The organism is Burkholderia sp. Bp9004 (assembly GCF_003858025.1).
GTDB classification, from domain to species: Bacteria; Pseudomonadota; Gammaproteobacteria; order Burkholderiales; family Burkholderiaceae; genus Burkholderia; species Burkholderia diffusa.
Window position 1 is genome coordinate 13,103 of record NZ_QTQD01000012.1, and the last position, 14,836, is coordinate 27,938.

Sequence of the window (14,836 nt, forward strand, 5' to 3'; positions counted from 1 at the left end):
TAATACCGATTGAAAAGCCGCCGGTGTCGTGCTCCGTTCACTCACGCAAGTTGGCCCGACATTGTGCGCAAACTCTGCAGAACAACAACGGAACCGCCATGACGCTAGCACGAGCCATCGGCAAATCGGCTGCATGGATCGTCGGTATCGTCGCATTGGTCATTGCGGCGGCCGGCATCTTCATCTTCACGTTCGACTGGAACCACGCGAAACCGTGGGTCAACGAACATGTGAGTACCGCACTTGGCCGCCCGTTCGCGATCAATGGCGATCTCAAGGTCGGCTGGCGCCGCCCCGACGGCGAGACCGGCTGGCGCGCATGGGTGCCCTGGCCGAGTTTCTCCGCCACGCAACTCGAGATCGGCAACCCGGATTGGGCGAAGGGGCCCAAGTTCGTCACGCTCGATGCCGCGCATTTCGATCTCGCGATTCTTCCGCTCCTCGCGCACGAAATCGTCATTCCGTCGATCGATGTCGTCAATCCCGCGGTCGACCTCGAGCGGCTCGCCGACGGCCGCAATACGTGGACCTTCCAGTTCAAGCAATCGTCGCAGCCGTCGCCGTGGAAGGTGCGGCTCGACAGCTTCGGTTTCGCGAAGGGCGTCGTCACGTATCGCGATGCGATCACGAAGGCCGATCTCACGGTCGCGATCGATACGCTCGGCCAGCCGATTCCGCTCGGCGACGTGCTGAAGGAGCAGGAGCAAACGTCGCGCGCGGCGTCGGCGCAACGCGTCGGCAAGAGCGGTGCCGCGCGACTGAGCGCGACGGCGAGTGCCGAGGCCGCGTCGGGTGCGTCGGCGGCGCAAGGCGCGAGCGGGGCGTCCGCCGTCGCGGCGTCGGGTGCATCCGCGGCCGCTCCGGCTACTTCGGTTTCCTCCGCATCCACGGCCGTGCCGGCATCCGGCGCGAGCGGGGCGTCCGCTGCGTCGGGTGCCGCTGCCGCCGCGAAGCCGGCCGGCCCGACGTATGCGTTCGGGCTCAAGGTCGACGGCCGGTACAAGAACGTGCCGATCAGCGGCACCGGCAAGGTCGGCGGCGTGCTGGCGATCGAGAAGACGACGCAGCCGTTCCCGCTGCAGGCCGACGTGAAGGCCGGCGACACGCGGCTGGCGATCGTCGGCACGCTGACCGACCCGATGCATCTCGCGGCACTTGACCTGCGTCTGTGGCTGCAGGGCACGTCGATGTCGCACCTCTATCAGATCACGGGCATCACGCTGCCGGACACGCCGCCGTATGCGACCGAGGGGCGCCTGATCGGCAACATCAAGCAGCACGCGAGCACGTTCCGCTACGAGAATTTCAACGGCCGCGTCGGCGGCAGCGATCTCCGCGGCACGCTCACCTGGGCGCAGCGCGAACCGCGGCCGAAGCTGTCGGGCGAACTCGTGTCGAACCTGCTGCAGTTCTCCGACCTCGCACCGGTGATCGGTGCCGACTCGGCCGCAAGCAAGGCCAAGCGCGGCGACACGACGCGCCAGCCGCCGGACCGCGTGCTGCCGGTCGCGACGTTCCGCACCGAGCGCTGGAGCGCGATCGACGCGGACGTGAAGTTCACCGGGCGCAAGCTGATCAAGAGCCCGCAACTGCCGATCACCGACCTGTACACGCACATCCTGCTGCAGGACGGCGTGCTGTCGCTCGAACCGCTGCAGTTCGGCGTCGCGGGCGGCACGCTCGCGACGAACGCGCAACTCGACGGCAGCCGCACGCCGCTCAAGGGCCGCTTTACGCTGGCCGCGCGTCACCTGCGGCTGAAGCAGTTGTTCCCGACGCAGAAGGTGATGCAGACCGCGCTCGGCGAAATCAACGGCGATGCGTCGCTGTCGGCGACCGGCAACTCACCGGCCGCGCTCGCGGCGACGTCGACCGGCGAAGTGAAGGCGCTCATCACGGATGGCCGCATCAGCCTGCTGCTGATGGAGGCGGCGGGGCTGAACGTCGCGAACGTCGTCTACGAGAAGCTGTTCGGCACCCGCGACGTGAACATCAATTGCGCGGCGATCGACTTCGTCGCGAACGACGGCATGCTCGACCCGAAGGTGTTCGCGCTCGATACGGACGACGCGCTGATCAACGTCGACGGCCCGGTCAACCTGCGCGACGAATCGATCGACCTGAAGATCCATCCGCATACGAAGGGTTTCCGGGTCTTCTCGTTGCGTTCGCCGTTGTACGCGAAGGGCACGTTCAAGAATCCGAAGGTCGGCGTCGACGCCGGCGCGCTCGCGCTGCGCGCCGGCGCGATGGTCGGTCTGGGCCTGATCAATCCGTTCGCGGCGCTGATTCCGCTGATCGCGCCGAGCAATAACCGCGACGTGCCGTGCTCGGAGCTGTTCGGGCAGATGAAGGCCAAGGCGGCGCAGAAGGCGGCGGTGAAGGCCGGCAAGTGACGGTGCCCGAGGCAGGGCCGGTGCCGCGCGTGGCGGCCCGGCTGGCGGGGCCGGAACAGGGCGGTCGGCAGTTTCTCCGACACCTGCTAAAATACACGGTTTTCCGTCGATTTCTCTCTTACGGGACCTGCCGTGCTTTCTACTGCCAACATCACGATGCAATTCGGGCCGAAGCCCTTGTTCGAGAATATCTCGGTCAAATTCGGCGAGGGCAACCGCTATGGTCTGATCGGCGCGAACGGCTGCGGCAAGTCGACCTTCATGAAGATCCTGGGCGGCGACCTCGAGCCGAGCGCCGGCAACGTCGCGCTGGAGCCGAACGTGCGCCTGGGCAAGCTGCGCCAGGACCAGTTCGCGTATGAAGACGTGCGCGTGCTCGACGTCGTGATGATGGGCCACACCGAGATGTGGGCCGCGATGACCGAGCGCGACGCGATCTACGCGAACCCGGAAGCCACCGACGACGACTACATGCACGCGGCCGAACTCGAAGGCAAGTTCGCCGAATACGGCGGCTACGACGCCGAGGCGCGCGCGGGTGCGCTGCTGCTCGGCATCGGCATCGAGGAGAAGTTCCACAACGGCACGATGGCCGACGTCGCGCCGGGCTGGAAGCTGCGCGTGCTGCTCGCGCAGGCGCTGTTCTCGAAGCCGGACGTGCTGCTGCTCGACGAACCGACCAACAACCTGGACATCAACTCGATCCGTTGGCTCGAGCACACGCTCAACGAGTACAACTCGACGATGATCATCATCTCGCACGATCGTCACTTCCTGAACTCGGTGTGCACGCACATGGCCGACATGGACTACGGCACGCTGAAGGTCTGGCCGGGCAACTACGACGACTACATGCTCGCATCGGCACAGGCGCGCGAGCGCCAGGCCGCGGCGAACGCGCGTGCGAAGGAGCGCGTGGCCGAGCTGCAGGACTTCGTGCGCCGCTTCTCGGCGAACAAGTCGAAGGCCCGCCAGGCGACGAGCCGCGCGAAGCAGATCGACAAGATCAAGATCGAGGAATTCAAGCCGTCGTCGCGTCAGAACCCGTTCATCCGTTTCGAGTTCGAGAAGAAGCTGCACAACGTCGCGGTGGTTGCCGAAGACATCACGAAGAAGTACGAGCGCACGATCTTCCAGAACTTCAACCTGTCGGTGCAGCCGGGCGAGCGCATCGCGATCATCGGCGAGAACGGCGCGGGCAAGACGACGCTGCTGCGTTCGCTGCTTGGCGCGCTCGAGCTCGATCACGGCACGGTGAAGTGGTCCGAGAACGCGAATGTCGGCTACATGCCGCAGGACACGTACGAGGAGTTCCCGAACGACATCACGCTGATGGACTGGATCGACCAGTACCGCAAGGACGGCGACGACGAAACGATGGTGCGCGGCACGCTGGGCCGCCTGCTGTTCTCCTCGGACGACATCAAGAAGTCGGTGAAGGTGCTGTCGGGCGGCGAGAAGGGCCGCATGATCTGGGGCAAGCTGATGCTCGGCCGCCACAACGTGCTGCTGATGGACGAGCCGACCAACCACATGGACATGGAGTCGATCGAGTCGCTGCAGATCGCGCTCGAGCAGTTCGAAGGCACGCTGATCTTCGTTTCGCACGACCGCGAATTCGTGAGCGGGCTGGCGAACCGGATCATCGAAGTGCGTACGGACGGGACGCTGTTCGACTTCGGCGGGAATTACGAGGAGTTCCTGACGAGTCAGGGGCAGGAGTAATCGCCCGGGCAGCCATGCCCGACCTGATGTACTGGAAGCCCGCCAGGTGCAAGCCTGGCGGGCTTTTTCTTGTCGGGGCAAGCGCTCGCGGCCACGGTCGCCGGTTGCGGTCCCGCATCCGCAGCTTGGCGGCGGCGACGACCCGGGCAGCGGCACGTGCGGGGCGCCGGAACAGGCCACCACCACCGCCCGCGCGGTCAGCCCTGCGTCGTCAGCCCGAAAAATCCGTTACGACCGTCACACCGGCGCCTTCGAACCGGTTCATGTTCATCAGCGCATCAATCGATTGACCCAGACTGATTTCCTTGCCGATCAACCGGTTCGGCGCGAGCGTGCCGGCGTGCACCATGTCGAGCATCGCGTCGTAACGATGCGCCTGCATCCCGTGGCTACCGAGAATCTCCAGTTCGTGCGCGATGACTTTGCTCATCGGCACGGCCGGCGTTGCATGCTCGCCGAGCATCAGCCCGACCTGCACATGCTTGCCACGGCGGCGCAGATTGCTGATCGAGTTGAAGCAGGTGCTCGGATGGCCGAGCGCATCGAGCGACACGTGGGCGCCGCCGCGCGTGATCTCCTTCACCGCATCGACGACGTCGGCGACTTGCGACGCATTGACGGTCGCCGCTGCGCCGACCGATCGCGCGAGCGCGAGCGCCTGGTCCGAAATGTCGATCGCGACGACGTTCGCACCGATCGCATTCGCGATCATGATCGCCGACAGGCCGACGCCCCCGCAGCCGTGCACGGCCACCCACTGGCCGGCCGACGTGCGCCCCTGGTCGACCACCGCACGAAATGACGTCACGAAGCGGCATCCGAGGCTCGCTGCGGTCGGGAAATCGAGCGCGTCGGGCAGCCGCACGAGGTTGAGGTCCGCGTGATGGATGCCGACGAACTGGGCGAACGAGCCCCAGTGCGTGAAGCCGGGCTGAAACTGTTGCTCGCATACCTGCTGGTTGCCGGAGTGGCATTCCGGGCAGTGCCCGCAGCCGCCGACGAACGGCACCGTGACGCGGTCGCCGGCCTTCCAGCGCGTGACCGCCGCGCCCGCCGCGACCACGACGCCGGCGAGTTCGTGCCCCGGCACATGCGGCAGCACAATGTCCGGGTCGTGCCCCATCCAGCCGTGCCAGTCGCTGCGGCACACGCCGGTCGCCTTCACTTCGATCACGACGCCGTCGGGCGCCGGCGTCGGATCGTCGACATTCATCAACCGCGGCGCCGCGCCGAACGCTTCATAAACGACTGCTTTCACCATCTCCTCCTGGATCGAATGAGTCTTTCAATATAACCGGACGAAAGCGGATTTATCTTTCATTTTGCGATTGAGATACGGGTAATCTTGAGATAGCCTTGCGCTGATCGCGGAAATGCCGCAAGGAGCTTTCATGGAGCCACTGGACAAGATCGATCGCGGCATGCTCGACATGCTTCAGCAGGACGGGCGCGTGTCGAATGCGCGGCTCGCCGAAGCGTTCTCGCTGAGCGAGACGTCCTGCTGGCGCCGGCTCCGGCGGCTGGAGGAAGCGGGGTTGATCGCGGGCTATCACGCGCGGCTCGACCGCCGCAAGCTCGGGCTCGGCGTGATGGCGTTCGTGCAGATCGTCTGCACGCAGCATAGCGAGGAGGTGACGGCCGAGTTCGAGCGCCTGATCCAGGCGAGCCCCAACGTGCTTGCATGCGACAACACGACCGGCGAAGCGGATTTCCTGCTGCAGGTGGTAGCGGCCGACCTCGACGACTACAGTCATTTCGTCGAACGGGTGCTGCGCAGATTGCCGGGCGTGCTGAGCATCCGCTCGAACCTGTCGTTGCGGCAGTTGAAGTCGACGCAGCGGCTGCCGATAGCGTGATGGCGCAAGCCGGCGCTCGCGCATGCGCGAGCAGTCAGTCGGCCAGCCGCTTGTCGGCGAGCGCCTTGCAGCAGTCTTCGTACACCCATTGCACGAGTTTTGCCCGGTAGTCGAGATCGTCGGTATCGACGATTTCCTCGACCGCGTCGCGCGCCCACGATGCGTCGACGAAGTCGGCATGCCGCTTTGCGATGTCCTGCGCCAGCGCGGCCAGCTTCGCGATCGCGAGCCAGTCGGACTGCCGGTGGTGGCGGTCGAGCCAGCGATGCGCGGCCTGCACCTGGAACGATGCATCCGGCCAGGTTTCGTTCAGGTAAAACGCGCCGAGATTGCCGCAGGTGAGCCAGCACAGCAGCTCCAGGCGATCTTGCGAGCCGAGGATATGGGGTGCGTCGGTCATGGCAGCGCTCACGAAGGCATCGATTCCGGGTGGCGCGGCCTGCAGCAGCCGGCGCCGATAGTAAAAACATAGCACGATGCGGGGCACGAGGTGGGGCCTCGTGGCGCGCCGGCGTGGCGCGGATGCCGCCGTTGCGGGAAGCGGGCGTCCGGCGCCCGTTCGTCGGCGTCCGCGCGGGCCGTTCGGCGGCGCCTGAGGTCCCGTCAGGCGTCGTCGCGCAGCCGCGCCGCACTCGTTAGAATGGCCGTTTTCCGGGAGACAGGAAGCGATGAAAATCTACGATCAGTTCTATATCGACGGCGCATGGCGCAAGCCGGCCGGAACGGGCACGATCGACGTGATCGACTCGGGCACCGAGGCCGTGATCGGCCGGATCGCCGAGGGCGTGGCGTCGGACGCGCAGGACGCGATCCGTGCGGCGCGGGCGGCGTTCGACGCATGGGCCGCGACGCCGCCCGCGACGCGCGCGGGCTACCTGCGCAAGATCGTCGAGCGTCTGCAGGCGCGCAGTGAGGAGCTCGCGCAGTCGATTACCGGTGAAGTCGGCATGCCGATCAAGCTGTCGCGCGCGATCCAGGTCGGCGGTCCGATCTACAACTGGAAGGCATACGCGAAGCTCGCCGAATCGTTCGAATTCGAGGCGACGCTCGGCAACTCGCGGGTGGTGCGCGAGCCGGTCGGCGTCGTCGCGGCGATCACGCCGTGGAACTACCCGCTCAACCAGATCACGCTGAAGGTCGCGCCGGCGCTCGCGGCCGGCTGCACGGTCGTCCTGAAGCCATCCGAAGTCGCGCCCCTCAACGCGTTCATGCTTGCCGAAGCGATTCACGAAGCGGGCCTGCCGCCGGGTGTGTTCAATCTCGTGTGCGGTTATGGCCCGGTCGTCGGCGAGGTGCTGGCGACCGATCCGGACGTCGACATGGTGTCGTTCACGGGTTCGACCCGTGCCGGCAAGCGCGTGGCCGAACTCGCGGCCGCGAGCGTGAAGCGCGTCGCGCTCGAACTGGGCGGCAAGTCGGCGTCAGTGATCCTCGACGATGCCGACTTCGCGGCGGCAGTGAAGGGCACGGTCAACGCGTGCTACCTGAACGCGGGCCAGACCTGTTCGGCACATACGCGGATGCTGGTGCCCGAGGCGCGCTACGACGAGGCGCGCGCGATCGCGAAGGCGGCAGCCGAAGCGTATGTCGCGGGCGACCCGCGTCAGGAAACGACGCGTCTCGGCGCACTCGCATCGGCCGTGCAGCAGCAGCGCGTGCAGGCCTACATCCAGCGCGGAATCGACGACGGCGCGGAACTCGTGACCGGCGGCACGGGCCTGCCGGAAGGGCTCGCGAAGGGCTTCTTCGTGAAGCCGACGGTGTTCGGCCGCGTCGATCCGAAATCGGCGATCGCGCAGGAAGAGATCTTCGGACCGGTGCTGTCGATCATCACGTATCGCGACGAAGACGAGGCCGTGCGCATCGCGAACGATTCGCCGTATGGGCTCGGCGGCGCGGTGTGGGCGGGCAGCGACGAACGCGCGATGCGCGTCGCGCGCCGCATCCGCACGGGGCAGGTCGACATCAACGGCGGCACGTGGAACGGCGCCGCGCCGTTCGGCGGCTACAAGCAGTCGGGATACGGCCGCGAAAACGGCGTATACGGGCTCGAAGAGTATCTCGAGTACAAGTCGATGCAGCTCAAGCCGGCGAATCCGGTCTGAGCGTTTCACGCCGCATGACCCGGAACGGCACGCTCGCGTGCCGTTTTTTTATTGACGGCCGTCAAGGTGCGCGCCGGTGTATCCGTCGATCATCGCGTTTCCGATTTCCGATGTTTCGACGAGGTTCAGATGACCGCACGCACTTCCTTCCCGCCGCTCACGATTCGCGGCCGCACCTTGCTGCCCGTGGTGCAGGGCGGCATGGGCGTCGGCATCTCCGCGCACCGCCTCGCGGGCAGCGTCGCGCGCGAAGGCGCGCTCGGCACGATCGCGAGCATCGACCTGCGTCACCACCATGCAGACTTGCTCGCGCGCTGTCGCGCGAATCCCGATCGTGCGACGCTGGAGGCCGCGAACCTCGAAGCGCTGGCGCGCGAGATTCGCCTCGCGAAGACCTACAGCGAAGGACGCGGGATGATCGCGGTCAACGTGATGAAGGCGGTGAGCGCGCACGCGGAATACGTGCGCGTCGCGTGCGACGAAGGCGCGGACGCGATCGTGATGGGCGCCGGCCTGCCGCTCGATCTGCCCGATCTCACGCAGGGTCATGACATCGCGCTGATCCCGATCCTGTCGGACAGCCGCGGGATCGCGCTGGTGCTGAAGAAGTGGATGAAGAAGGGGCGGCTGCCCGATGCGATCGTGATCGAGCATCCCGCGCATGCGGGCGGCCACCTCGGCGTCACGCAGATCGACGACATGCACGATGCGCGCTTCGATTTCGCGCGCGTGCTCGACGAGACCGCGCAGGTGATGGCGTCGCTCGGTCTCGCGCGCGACACGATCCCGCTGATCGTCGCGGGCGGGATCAACAGTCACGACACGGTACGAGCGGCGCTCGCGGCCGGCGCGAACGGCGTACAGGTGGGAACGCCGTTCGCAGTGACGGAAGAGGGCGATGCGCATCCGAACTTCAAGCGCGTGCTGGCCGATGCGCTGCCCGAGGACATCGTCGAATTCGTCAGCGTGACGGGGCTCCCTGCGCGCGCTGTGAAGACCCCCTGGCTCGATCGTTACCTGCGCAACGAAACGCGCATTCGCGACAAGCTCGGCGCGTTCAAGCAGCGCTGCCCGACCGCGCTCGAGTGCCTGAGCGTCTGCGGGCTGCGCGACGGCATCGAAAAGTTCGGCCATTTCTGCATCGACACGCGGCTCGCGGCCGCGTTGCGCGGCGACGTCGCGAACGGCCTGTTCTTCCGCGGCCGCGAAGCGCTGCCGTTCGGCAGTGCGATCCGCAGCGTGCGCGATCTGCTCGACCTGCTGCTGACGGGCCGTGCGGCGGAGCCTGCGACAAACCGTCCAGTGTTTACGCTGGCTTGACGGATATCAAGGCGACGCAAAGACCCTACAGGGAGAATGGAATAAATTCTTCAAGGGGTCCGTACCATGCATAAAACGATTCGAACATGCGTCACCGCTGCCGCCGTGGCGGCAAGCCTCGTCATGATGCCCTCGCTGTCGCACGCGGCGTCGGCGGGAGACGGGATCAACCAGGGTGACGTCCTGGTCCGGTTGCGCGCGATCAGCATCCAGCCGAACGAGCGCGCGAGCGATACGCTCGGCGCGATCAACACCGGCGTGAACAACGCGATCGTGCCGGAGCTCGACTTCACCTACATGATCCGGGACTACCTGGGCGTGGAGCTGATCCTCGGCACGTCGCGGCACCAGATGACGTCGAGCCTCGGCAATCTCGGCGGTGTGGGCGTGCTGCCGCCGACGCTGTTGCTGCAGTACCACTTCAACCATGCCGGCAAGGTGCGTCCGTACGTCGGCGCGGGCCTGAACTACACGTACTTCTACAACAACGGGCTCAACGTCGGCGGCGAGGGCGTGTCGATCAACAAGAGCAGCTTCGGTCCCGCGCTGCAGTTCGGCGTCGACGTGCAGTTGACGAAGAAGGTGTTCATGAACGTCGACGTGAAGAAGATCTGGATGAGCACCGATGCGACGCTCGGCGACAAGGGCATCGGCACGTTGCACATCGATCCGCTGATCGTCGGCGTGGGCGTCGGGATGAAGTTCTAGACGCAAGCGAAAAGAACAGAGTTGGGGTTGGCGGCATGGCAGTCGGCATGCCGCTCTTTTTTTGTGCGGCGGATTTACAGCTTGTCGTACTGAAAGCGCATCGCGGTGCCTTCGCGCGTGATGCGCTCCCACACCGCGCGTTTCTCGTCGTCGCTCAGGAACACCCAGTTCGACACCTCGCCGGCCGTGCGGCCGCAGCCCTTGCAGACTTCGTCGAAGAGGGTCGAGCACACGCCGATGCAGGGGCTGTCGGGCAGGTCGTGGAGATTGGAGGCCATCGGAAGGGTTCGCGCGTTGAATCGTCAGGGCGTCATTTTAATGCATCGGGATGACGCGGCCCGGCCGCGATGCCGATGGCGCGACGCACCACCCGTCGGGACAGTTTCGCGGCCGCCTTCTTTTCCTGATGGACAGACGCCGATTACCCGATAGAATTCCCCCGGAATGCCCCGCTGCGCGGGCCGCCCGAGTGGCCGGCGGCGGGAATCTGTTCCGTTTGCGCGACACCGGCATGATTTTTTTGTGACGGAGCGCGAATGGTGGTAGCGTTCGGGGTTTTCGAGGGGCGGCGTGCCAGAATGCGCCGCCATGACGAGGCAGACGGCAGCCGGACACGAGGTCCGGCCGGAGGGAGAACGGGATGAAAGCAAAGGTAGTGGGCCGGTTCGCAGCGCTTGCGCTGTGCGTGGGTGCATCAGCGGCGGCGGCGAAGGATACGCAGCTCAATGTCTATAACTGGTCCGATTACATTGCGAAGGACACGATCCCGAACTTCGAGAAGCAGGCGGGCGTCAAGGTTCGCTACGACAACTACGACAGCGACGACACGCTGCAGGCGAAGCTGCTGACGGGCAGCTCGGGCTACGACATCGTCGTGCCGACCAGCAACTACGCGGGCAAGCAGATCGCCGCCGGCATCTTCACGCCGCTCGACAAGTCGAAGCTGCCGAACCTCAAGTACCTCGATCCGCAACTGATGGCGCTCGTCGCCGGCGCGGACCCGGGCAACAAGTATTCGGTGCCCTGGGCGTACGGCACGACCGGCCTCGCGTACAACCTGACGAAGGCGCAGCAGGCGCTCGGCAAGGTTCCGCTCGACAACTGGGACATCCTGTTCAAGCCGGAAAACATCTCGAAGCTGAAGACCTGCGGCGTGTCGGTGCTCGACGCTCCGGACCAGATGTTCGCGGCGGCGCTGCACTACATCGGCAAGGATCCGATGAGCACGAACCCGGCCGACTACAAGGCCGCGATGGAAGTGCTGAAGAAGATCCGCCCGTACATCACGCAATTCAACTCATCCGGCTACATCAACGACCTGGTCGGCGGCGACATCTGCTTCGCGTTCGGCTGGTCGGGCGACGTCGTGATCGCGAAGCATCGCGCGATCGAGGCGAAGAAGCCGTACAAGGTCGAGTACTACATTCCGAAGGGCGGCGCGCCGGTTTGGTTCGACGTGATGGCGATCCCGAAGGACGCGAAGAACAAGGACGCCGCGCTGCAGTGGATCAACTACATCGAGGATCCGAAGGTGCACGCGGCGATCACGAACGCCGTGTACTACCCGAGCGCGAACGCCGAGGCACGCAAGTACGTGCGGCCGGACGTCGCGAACGACCCGGCCGTCTACCCGCCGGCCGACGTCGTGAAGACGCTGTTCCTGCTCAAGCCGCTGCCGCCTGAAATCCAGCGTCTGCAGACGCGTCTGTGGACCGAGCTGAAATCGGGCCGCTGAAGCGAGCCGGAGCAGGCCAGCAGTCATGAAGCCCCTGGTGTCCCCGGGGGCTTTGTTCGTCAAACGCAGGAGAGAAGCAGCACATCATGAATAGCCAGTCGGGTGCGCCGGTCGCGGGCGTGCCGTCCTTCGTTCCTTCGTCCGGCGCCGATGCGCGCGCCGAGAACTTTGTCCAGATCGTCGACGTCGTCAAGAAATTCGGCGAGACCGAAGTGGTGCGCAACGTGAACCTGACGGTGCGCCAGGGCGAGCTGTTCGCGCTGCTCGGCAGCTCGGGTTCCGGCAAGTCGACGCTGCTGCGCATGCTCGCGGGCCTCGAGACGGTCACATCGGGCAAGATCCTGATCGACGGCGAGGACCTCGCGCAGATGCCGCCGTACAAGCGGCCCGTGAACATGATGTTCCAGTCGTATGCGCTGTTCCCGCACATGTCGGTCGAATCGAACGTCGCATACGGCCTGAAGCAGGAAGGCACGCCGAAGGCGGAACTGAAGGAGCGCGTCGCGGCGGCGCTCGAGCTCGTGCAGATGAGCAAGTACGCGAAGCGCAAGCCGCACCAGCTGTCGGGCGGCCAGCAGCAGCGCGTCGCGCTCGCGCGTTCGCTCGTCAAGCGTCCGAAGGTGCTGCTGCTCGACGAGCCGATGTCGGCGCTCGACAAGCAGATCCGCCAGCGCACGCAGATCGAGCTCGTCAACATCCTGAACAAGGTCGGCGTCACCTGCATCATGGTCACGCACGACCAGGAAGAGGCGATGACGATGGCGAACCGGCTCGCCGTGATGAGCGAAGGGCAGATCGTGCAAATCGGCTCGCCGAACGAAGTCTACGAATATCCGAACAGCCGCTTCTCGGCCGAGTTCATCGGCTCGACCAACCTGTTCGAAGGCGTCACCGTCGAGGACGAACCCGACCACGTGTACATCGAATCGCCGGAGGTGCCGAGCCGGCTGTACGTGAGCCACGGGATCTCGGGCCCGCTCGGGATGCCGGTCACGGTATCGGTGCGTCCCGAGCGGATCGCGCTCACGCGCAAGCCGCCCGAAGGCGCGTTCAACTGGGCGCGCGGCAAGATCACCAACGTCGCGTACATGGGCGGCTATTCGCTGTATCACGTGAAACTCGATGCGGGCAAGACGGTGATCGCGAACGTGTCGAGTCTCGCGATCACCGAGCTCGACACACCGGCGCTCGGCGACGAGATCTACGTGCGCTGGAGCGCGACCGCGGGCGTGGTGCTGACGTCATGAGCGCGCTCAAGTCCCTGCTCGCGTGGCCCGTGCGGCGCTTCAACCTGACCGGCGGCTCTGCGGTCGTCGCGGGGCCGTACACGTGGCTCGTGCTGTTCTTCCTCGTGCCGTTCGTGCTGGTCGTGAAGATCAGCTTCGCGGAGCTGCAGCTCGGCATTCCGCCGTATACGGAACTCGCATCGTACGCGGACGGCGTGGTGCACATCGCGCTGAACCTGTCGCACTATGCTTTCCTGCTCACCGACAGCCTGTATTTCGCGACCTACGTGAATTCGGTGCTGGTCGCGGCGATCACGACGCTGCTGTGCCTGCTGATCGGCTATCCGATGGCGTACTACATCGCGCGTTCGAACCCGGCGACGCGCAACCTGCTGATGATGGGCGTGATGCTGCCGTTCTGGACGTCGTTCCTGATCCGCGTGTACGCATGGATCGGGATCCTGAAGAACAACGGGCTGCTGAACAACTTCCTGATGTGGATCGGCCTGACCCATACGCCGATCGAGCTGTACCGCACGAACTACGCGGTGTATATCGGGATGGTGTATTCGTACCTGCCGTTCCTCGTGATGCCGCTCTACGCGCACCTCGTGAAGATGGACCTGCGTCTGCTCGAAGCCGCGTACGACCTCGGGGCCAAGCCGTGGAAGGCATTCGTGCAGATCACGCTGCCGCTGTCGAAAAACGGGATCATCGCGGGCTGCCTGCTGGTGTTCATTCCGGCGGTCGGCGAGTACGTGATTCCGGAACTGCTCGGCGGCGCGAACACGCTGATGATCGGCCGCGTGATGTGGAATGAATTCTTCAACAACGCAGACTGGCCGATGGCGTCGGCCGTGACCTGCGCGATGGTGCTGCTGCTGCTCGTGCCGATGGCGATGTTCCAGCACTTCCAGGCGAAGGAGCAGGAGGCCCGTCGATGAAGCCGAATCGCTACCTGCAGTTCGCGGCGCTGTTCGCCGGCTTCGCGTTCCTGTACATCCCGATCATCAGCCTGATCGTCTATTCGTTCAACGAGTCGAAGCTCGTCACCGTGTGGTCGGGTTTCTCGTTCCGCTGGTACTCGGCGCTCGTCGAGGACGACGAGCTGCTGACGGCTGCATGGCTGTCGCTGAAGATCGGCGTGCTGACCGCGTTCGCGTCGGTGTTCATCGGCACGTGGGCCGGCTTCGTGCTCGCGCGGATGGGGCGCTTTCGCGGCTTCGCGCTGTTCAGCGGGATGATCAACGCACCGCTGGTGATTCCGGAGGTGATCCAGGGGATCTCGCTGCTGCTGCTGTTCATCGAACTGGCGAAGTGGATCGGCTGGCCGGCCGAGCGCGGTGTGTTCACGATCTGGCTGGGCCACGTGATGCTGTGCATTTCGTACGTCGCGATCATCGTGCAGTCGCGCGTGCGCGAACTGAACCCGTCGCTCGAGGAAGCCGCGCTCGATCTGGGCGCGACGCCGCTGAAGGTGTTCTTCACGATCACGCTGCCGCTGATCTCGCAGGCGCTGATCGCGGGTTGGCTGCTCTCGTTCACGCTGTCGATCGACGACCTCGTGCTGTCGGCGTTCCTGTCGGGCCCCGGCTCGACGACGCTGCCGCTCGTCGTGTTCTCGCGCGTGCGCCTCGGCCTGAACCCGGAGATGAACGCGCTCGCGACGCTGTTCATCGTCGCGGTGACGGCCGGTGTGGTGATCGCGAACTTCGTGATGCTGCGCCAGGAGCGCAAGCGGACGGCCGCATTCGCGACCTGACGT

The 14,836-nt window shown here is 65.4% G+C and carries 13 protein-coding genes; 10 read left to right on the forward strand and 3 right to left on the reverse strand.

Annotation, left to right across the window (positions count from 1 at the left end):
* Positions 1–98 precede the first annotated feature (98 nt).
* Positions 99–2,396, forward strand: a complete 2,298-nt coding sequence (locus tag DIE08_RS15370) for an AsmA family protein (protein WP_124902389.1) — start codon at positions 99–101, stop codon at positions 2,394–2,396.
* A gap of 132 nt (positions 2,397–2,528) precedes the next feature.
* Entirely contained in the window at positions 2,529–4,121 is a 1,593-nt protein-coding gene (locus DIE08_RS15375; RefSeq protein WP_059683550.1) for an ABC-F family ATPase, read from the forward strand.
* A gap of 211 nt (positions 4,122–4,332) precedes the next feature.
* Here the strand turns inward: DIE08_RS15375 and DIE08_RS15380 are convergent, their stop codons facing one another.
* Complete coding sequence (locus DIE08_RS15380; RefSeq protein WP_124629408.1) at positions 4,333–5,379, reverse strand: zinc-dependent alcohol dehydrogenase family protein; 1,047 nt, start codon at positions 5,377–5,379, stop codon at positions 4,333–4,335.
* Positions 5,380–5,512: 133 nt separating this feature from the next.
* Here DIE08_RS15380 and DIE08_RS15385 point away from each other — a divergent pair, with 133 nt between their 5' ends.
* Entirely contained in the window at positions 5,513–5,977 is a 465-nt protein-coding gene (locus DIE08_RS15385) for an Lrp/AsnC family transcriptional regulator (protein ID WP_059606908.1), read from the forward strand.
* Between the two features lie 34 nt (positions 5,978–6,011).
* Here DIE08_RS15385 and DIE08_RS15390 read toward each other — a convergent pair whose 3' ends face one another.
* On the reverse strand, positions 6,012–6,377 hold the full coding sequence (locus DIE08_RS15390; protein WP_059606906.1) for a hypothetical protein: 366 nt from the start codon (positions 6,375–6,377) through the stop codon (positions 6,012–6,014).
* Positions 6,378–6,645: 268 nt separating this feature from the next.
* On the opposite strand from DIE08_RS15390, the gene DIE08_RS15395 reads away from it, so the two are divergent.
* From DIE08_RS15395 to DIE08_RS15405, 3 genes are all read left to right on the forward strand, one after another.
* Positions 6,646–8,082, forward strand: coding sequence for an aldehyde dehydrogenase family protein (locus DIE08_RS15395; protein WP_124902390.1), 1,437 nt, complete (start codon positions 6,646–6,648; stop codon positions 8,080–8,082).
* A gap of 129 nt (positions 8,083–8,211) precedes the next feature.
* Positions 8,212–9,402, forward strand: coding sequence for a nitronate monooxygenase family protein (locus DIE08_RS15400; protein WP_059606903.1), 1,191 nt, complete (start codon positions 8,212–8,214; stop codon positions 9,400–9,402).
* A 66-nt stretch (positions 9,403–9,468) separates the two neighbouring features.
* Complete coding sequence (locus tag DIE08_RS15405; protein WP_059683537.1) at positions 9,469–10,110, forward strand: OmpW family protein; 642 nt, start codon at positions 9,469–9,471, stop codon at positions 10,108–10,110.
* A 74-nt stretch (positions 10,111–10,184) separates the two neighbouring features.
* On the opposite strand, the gene DIE08_RS15410 is transcribed toward DIE08_RS15405, so the two are convergent.
* Positions 10,185–10,388, reverse strand: coding sequence for a DUF1289 domain-containing protein (locus DIE08_RS15410; RefSeq protein ID WP_027784516.1), 204 nt, complete (start codon positions 10,386–10,388; stop codon positions 10,185–10,187).
* Between the two features lie 362 nt (positions 10,389–10,750).
* Here DIE08_RS15410 and DIE08_RS15415 point away from each other — a divergent pair, with 362 nt between their 5' ends.
* The 4 genes from DIE08_RS15415 (at position 10,751) to DIE08_RS15430 (ending at position 14,833) form a co-directional block, all read left to right on the forward strand.
* On the forward strand, positions 10,751–11,845 hold the full coding sequence (locus tag DIE08_RS15415; RefSeq protein ID WP_059524232.1) for a polyamine ABC transporter substrate-binding protein: 1,095 nt from the start codon (positions 10,751–10,753) through the stop codon (positions 11,843–11,845).
* A gap of 86 nt (positions 11,846–11,931) precedes the next feature.
* On the forward strand, positions 11,932–13,092 hold the full coding sequence (locus tag DIE08_RS15420; protein WP_124902391.1) for an ABC transporter ATP-binding protein: 1,161 nt from the start codon (positions 11,932–11,934) through the stop codon (positions 13,090–13,092).
* Positions 13,089–14,015 carry an ABC transporter permease subunit gene (locus DIE08_RS15425; protein WP_124902392.1) on the forward strand — a complete coding sequence of 309 codons (927 nt, stop codon included), beginning with the start codon at positions 13,089–13,091 and terminating at the stop codon, positions 14,013–14,015. Before DIE08_RS15420 ends, DIE08_RS15425 begins: the two co-directional genes overlap by 4 nt.
* A complete protein-coding gene (locus DIE08_RS15430; protein ID WP_059606893.1) occupies positions 14,012–14,833 on the forward strand; it encodes an ABC transporter permease subunit in 822 nt (273 codons plus the stop codon). Before DIE08_RS15425 ends, DIE08_RS15430 begins: the two co-directional genes overlap by 4 nt.
* The last annotated feature ends 3 nt before the right edge of the window (positions 14,834–14,836 follow it).

Coding starts and splice junctions, on each gene's coding strand:
- DIE08_RS15370 (WP_124902389.1), top strand. CDS start 99: ATGACGCTAGCACGAGCCATCGGCAAATCGGCTGCATGGATCGTCGGT.
- DIE08_RS15385 (WP_059606908.1), top strand. CDS start 5,513: ATGGAGCCACTGGACAAGATCGATCGCGGCATGCTCGACATGCTTCAG.
- DIE08_RS15390 (WP_059606906.1), bottom strand. CDS start 6,377: ATGACCGACGCACCCCATATCCTCGGCTCGCAAGATCGCCTGGAGCTG.
- DIE08_RS15395 (WP_124902390.1), top strand. CDS start 6,646: ATGAAAATCTACGATCAGTTCTATATCGACGGCGCATGGCGCAAGCCG.
- DIE08_RS15400 (WP_059606903.1), top strand. CDS start 8,212: ATGACCGCACGCACTTCCTTCCCGCCGCTCACGATTCGCGGCCGCACC.
- DIE08_RS15405 (WP_059683537.1), top strand. CDS start 9,469: ATGCATAAAACGATTCGAACATGCGTCACCGCTGCCGCCGTGGCGGCA.
- DIE08_RS15410 (WP_027784516.1), bottom strand. CDS start 10,388: ATGGCCTCCAATCTCCACGACCTGCCCGACAGCCCCTGCATCGGCGTG.
- DIE08_RS15415 (WP_059524232.1), top strand. CDS start 10,751: ATGAAAGCAAAGGTAGTGGGCCGGTTCGCAGCGCTTGCGCTGTGCGTG.
- DIE08_RS15420 (WP_124902391.1), top strand. CDS start 11,932: ATGAATAGCCAGTCGGGTGCGCCGGTCGCGGGCGTGCCGTCCTTCGTT.
- DIE08_RS15425 (WP_124902392.1), top strand. CDS start 13,089: ATGAGCGCGCTCAAGTCCCTGCTCGCGTGGCCCGTGCGGCGCTTCAAC.
- DIE08_RS15430 (WP_059606893.1), top strand. CDS start 14,012: ATGAAGCCGAATCGCTACCTGCAGTTCGCGGCGCTGTTCGCCGGCTTC.